General features: G+C 44.5%; 3 protein-coding genes. 1 reads left to right on the forward strand and 2 read right to left on the reverse strand.

All coding sequences use genetic code 11. The features are described 5' to 3' along the window. On the reverse strand, positions 1-720 hold a 720-nt coding region (locus PX636_RS13600; protein ID WP_288117579.1), incomplete at its 3' end, for a hypothetical protein. A gap of 678 nt (positions 721-1398) precedes the next feature. Next, complete coding sequence (locus tag PX636_RS13605; protein ID WP_288117580.1) at positions 1399-2025, reverse strand: DUF2301 domain-containing membrane protein; 627 nt, start codon at positions 2023-2025, stop codon at positions 1399-1401. Positions 2026-2173: 148 nt separating this feature from the next. Between PX636_RS13605 and thiO the strand changes: the two genes are divergently transcribed. After that, positions 2174-4079: glycine oxidase ThiO (gene thiO, locus PX636_RS13610; protein ID WP_288117581.1), on the forward strand; the 1906-nt coding region annotated here is incomplete at its 3' end.

Here is a 4079-nt window from a genome sequence, read left to right on the forward strand (position 1 = left end):
AAGTTTTGCCCAAGGTCGATAGAGAATTCGTCCAATCTGTTCGGGAATTATATAGCGTCGATTGACTGAAACAGGCTCAAGTTTTTTGAGTAAAGACGAATTACCCAAGTTATCAATGTTTTTGGCAATTACTTCCCCAAAACGTGACAAGGAATCAATTTCCTCATCCCGGAAGCCTCCTGGTGGTAACACTCCCATTAAAGAGTCTTTTTTGCCTGTTAGTACCATTCTGGGGGTAGTAATAAAGGTGGACAGGGGGGAACCTTGGTGAGTTATCACTATATTATCAATATGAATACCCCCCGCATCTTTAATCATCTTTTTCATCATTTCCGAAGCAGAATGCCACATGTTACGGCAGCAAATTAAGGTGATGATTTTGGTATCCTTCAATACCTTGGCATATTCTGATTGAAAAAATCCCTGGATTGGCAACGAGGGAGCTAAATACCAGACCTGGTAAGCCAAAAGCACCAAGTTAAATCGCTCATTCGGTTTAAAGTTGGGCGTTTTAATTGCTGAGGCTTCTTGATTGATACACTCGGGGAAAACATCAAAAAATTGATAAAATTTCCAAGGATAATCATAATCGACATTTGGACTAATATTTTGCCAAGTAATCTCAACATTAGCAAGGGACTTGAGCGGACTCAGCAATGATCGAGCTGCCTGCTCAACCGAGCCTGACTGAGAATAGTAAATTACTAAAATCTTGGTCATGATAGTCTTTCGATCCCTGTAATGAAATGGACGGGGTTATACAGCGAACTAACTTGAATCGGTTAATAAGTCGTACTAAAAAAGTAATACACAGAGTGTCACGAAGGGCATTAATCTTGATCGCCCCAGATGGTGTGGCAAACTTCCCTGCCATTATAACTGCTAAAAGCACAAATGTTGAATTTTTACATAAAACTTTACATACAAGCTAGAGATTAAATTGGGAGCATCCTAATTATGCAATGAGTATAAATACTCAGAAGGGTAAGAAGGCCTTTGGATCGCTCTTCTGGGACTTTCGGAAATACCTGACCGAATCTAGATTCTGAAACCCTTGCTTGACAAGCGAACGCTGACTTTTTTTCTAATAAAAACTCAAATTTCGTGTTTCTGTTAGTTAGCACTTGCTTGAAGGCCTACCCCATAAGAGAGCCAGAGTTGAGAGACTGTAAGATTTTTGCCAGAGTTCCAGAAGAGCGATATCAGTTATCAGTTATCAGATTTGAGTTTTAAGTGATACTAAATCCGCTGAGTATAGACTACATATCAGGACAGGCAATAGGCAATAGGGAGAATGAATAATCAGTCTTTAATAACTGGATTTAATATGACAGTATTAAATAGAAGTTTCTTACTGTCTTTTCACTGATTACTGATCACTGATTACTGACCAGTTCGTCAATGATTAAGATGTTCAAAGACCGATTTATCACCGATATCGTTGGGGAGAGGTTGGCTTAACTTTCCCAGAGCAAAGATAATGAATAAAGTCGCCCAGAGAATTAATAGCCCCTTTTCCCAATTTAAGGGCAATATCCCCAAAAGATGACCGAGTAAAAGGGTGGGAACTAGAGGGGTTAAAAACTTGGTTTCTAGACGATTAAAACAAAAAGCTTCTTTGAAATAAATCCCCGTGAGACTAGCAAAAATAAAGCCCACACCGAATAAACTCACCGGATGGTTATAGACAAATTCTAGGGGAGAAAGGTGAGAATAGAGGCTGAAAATTAGGGAAGTAATCGCCCCAATTAGCCAAAAAACTTGCAGGAGACGATGGAGGGGAATTAAATAAATATGGATAGTCAATAAACTGATGCCTAACCCCAGACAAAAACCCATGTATAAAAGGTTAGTCAGGGGCAGTAATTGCGGTCGGGTGAGAACTATAATTGTAGCGACAGCGAAACTAAAAGCCGCTAAATTTAAACCCAGACGGTAGAGACGCACCCCTAGGCGATCGCTATCCGTAATCGTAAACTCTCCGAATTGACCTTGATAAACTCGATCGACAGCAGGGGAAGTCATAATGCTCTAAAGAAAAAGGGAAGCTTAGAAAAGATTGACTAAAAATCATCTTAATCTTAAATTATGCCAGTAGCCTCACTTCTCCCTCCTCTCGGCTGACTAATTGCGAGTTAGGATCAAGGTTACATTTCCTTTAGATTTTTAAGCCATGTCGTTGAACCAAGAATCCCTCGCTTTTAGCCATGGGAGGGTCAAGAACTCAACTAGCGAAATTTTGATCGTGGGCGGTGGTATCATCGGATTAGCGATCGCCGTCGATTTGCAATTGCGCGGGGCAAAAGTTACCCTCCTAGTTCGAGATATAGCTCAGGCCGCTAGTCGTGCGGCTGCGGGAATGTTGGCCCCCCATGCGGAGGGGATTCCCCCGGGTCCGTTTCTCGATCTTTGTTTACAATCGCGCTGGCTATATCCAGAGTGGAGCCGCAAAATCGAGGATTTAACGGGAATAAACAGCGGCTACTATCCCTGTGGTATTCTTGCTCCCGTTTACGAGCTAGATCAGCCTTTTACTACCGAGGAAGTTAATAAAATTTGGTTAGACAGCAATGCAGTTCACCTCTACCAACCCGGACTAGGTAAAGATGTGGTCGGTGGTTGGTGGTATCCTGACGATGGACAAGTGGACAACCGGCAGCTAGTGACTGGGCTGCAACAAGCGGCCGAAAATTTAGGGGTAGAAATTCGCCAAGGCATAGAAGTCCACGCCATACAGCAAAAGCAGGGAAAAGTCAAGAGTATTTATACTTCAATTGGGGAATTAGAAGCAAAAATTTACATTTTAGCGGCGGGATCCTGGACGAGTCAACTTTTACCCCTCCCTATCCATCCCGTCAAAGGTCAAATGGCCGCAGTAAAAATGCCCCCTAACCAGACCTTAGCTAGGGTTTTATTCGGTCCGCAAACCTATCTAGTTCCCCGTCGCCATGGTCGTTTAATTATCGGGGCCACTTCCGAAAAAGTGGCCTGGCAAACGGGTAATACACCCCAAGGACTACAAACCCTTTTTGAGCGGGCCACCCGTCTCTATCCCCCTTTAGCTGACTGGGAAATCGAGGAAATGTGGTGGGGATTCCGTCCGGGTACAGCGGATGAATTACCCATTTTAGGCCGCAGTAGCTGTGATAACCTGATTTTAGCCACCGGTCACTATCGCAATGGCATTTTACTCGCCCCTGTCACTGCTTCCTTAATCGCTGACCTGGTGATTAATGACAAAGTTAATCCCATTTTGACCCATTTTAGCTGCGATCGCTTTAAGCGACCATCACCCCTTACTATTCCACCTATGTCCTTAACTATTATTGAGAATAAACCCCAAGCACTTTTATCGCCCCAGAATGATCGCCTCACCATTGCAGGGAAAACCTTTCACTCCCGCTTGATGACTGGGACTGGCAAATATGCCAATCTGACCACTATGCAGGAAAGTATTACTGCCAGTGAATGTCAGATCGTCACCGTCGCCGTTAGACGAGTACAAACGAACGCACCCGGCCATGAGGGATTAGCAGCGGCGATCGATTGGTCGAAAATCTGGATGTTACCCAACACTGCTGGTTGTCAAACGGCCGAAGAAGCGATTCGGGTGGCCCGTTTAGGGCGAGAAATGGCCAAATTATTGGGACAGGAAGACAATAACTTTATTAAACTCGAAGTTATTCCCGATCCTAAATATTTATTACCCGATCCGATCGGAACTTTGCAAGCGGCCGAACAATTAGTTAAAGAAGGTTTTGCCGTACTGCCCTATATTAACGCCGATCCTCTCTTGGCCAAACGTTTAGAGGAGGCTGGCTGCGCCACGGTTATGCCGCTGGGATCGCCGATCGGGTCGGGACAGGGCCTTAAAAATGAGGCAAATATCGCGATTATCATCGAATCGGCCCAAATTCCCGTGGTGGTAGATGCCGGGATCGGTACACCCTCAGAAGCGGCCCGGGCCATGGAAATGGGTGCGGATGCTTTATTAATTAACAGTGCGATCGCTATGGCGGCCAATCCGGCTATGATGGCCCAAGCCATGGCAATGGCGGCAAAAGCGGGACGTTTAGCCT

This window comes from Microcystis sp. M53598_WE2 (genome assembly GCF_030067735.1).
GTDB lineage: Bacteria > Cyanobacteriota > Cyanobacteriia > Cyanobacteriales > Microcystaceae > Microcystis > Microcystis aeruginosa.

Coding starts and splice junctions, on each gene's coding strand:
- PX636_RS13605 (WP_288117580.1), bottom strand. CDS start 2,025: ATGACTTCCCCTGCTGTCGATCGAGTTTATCAAGGTCAATTCGGAGAG.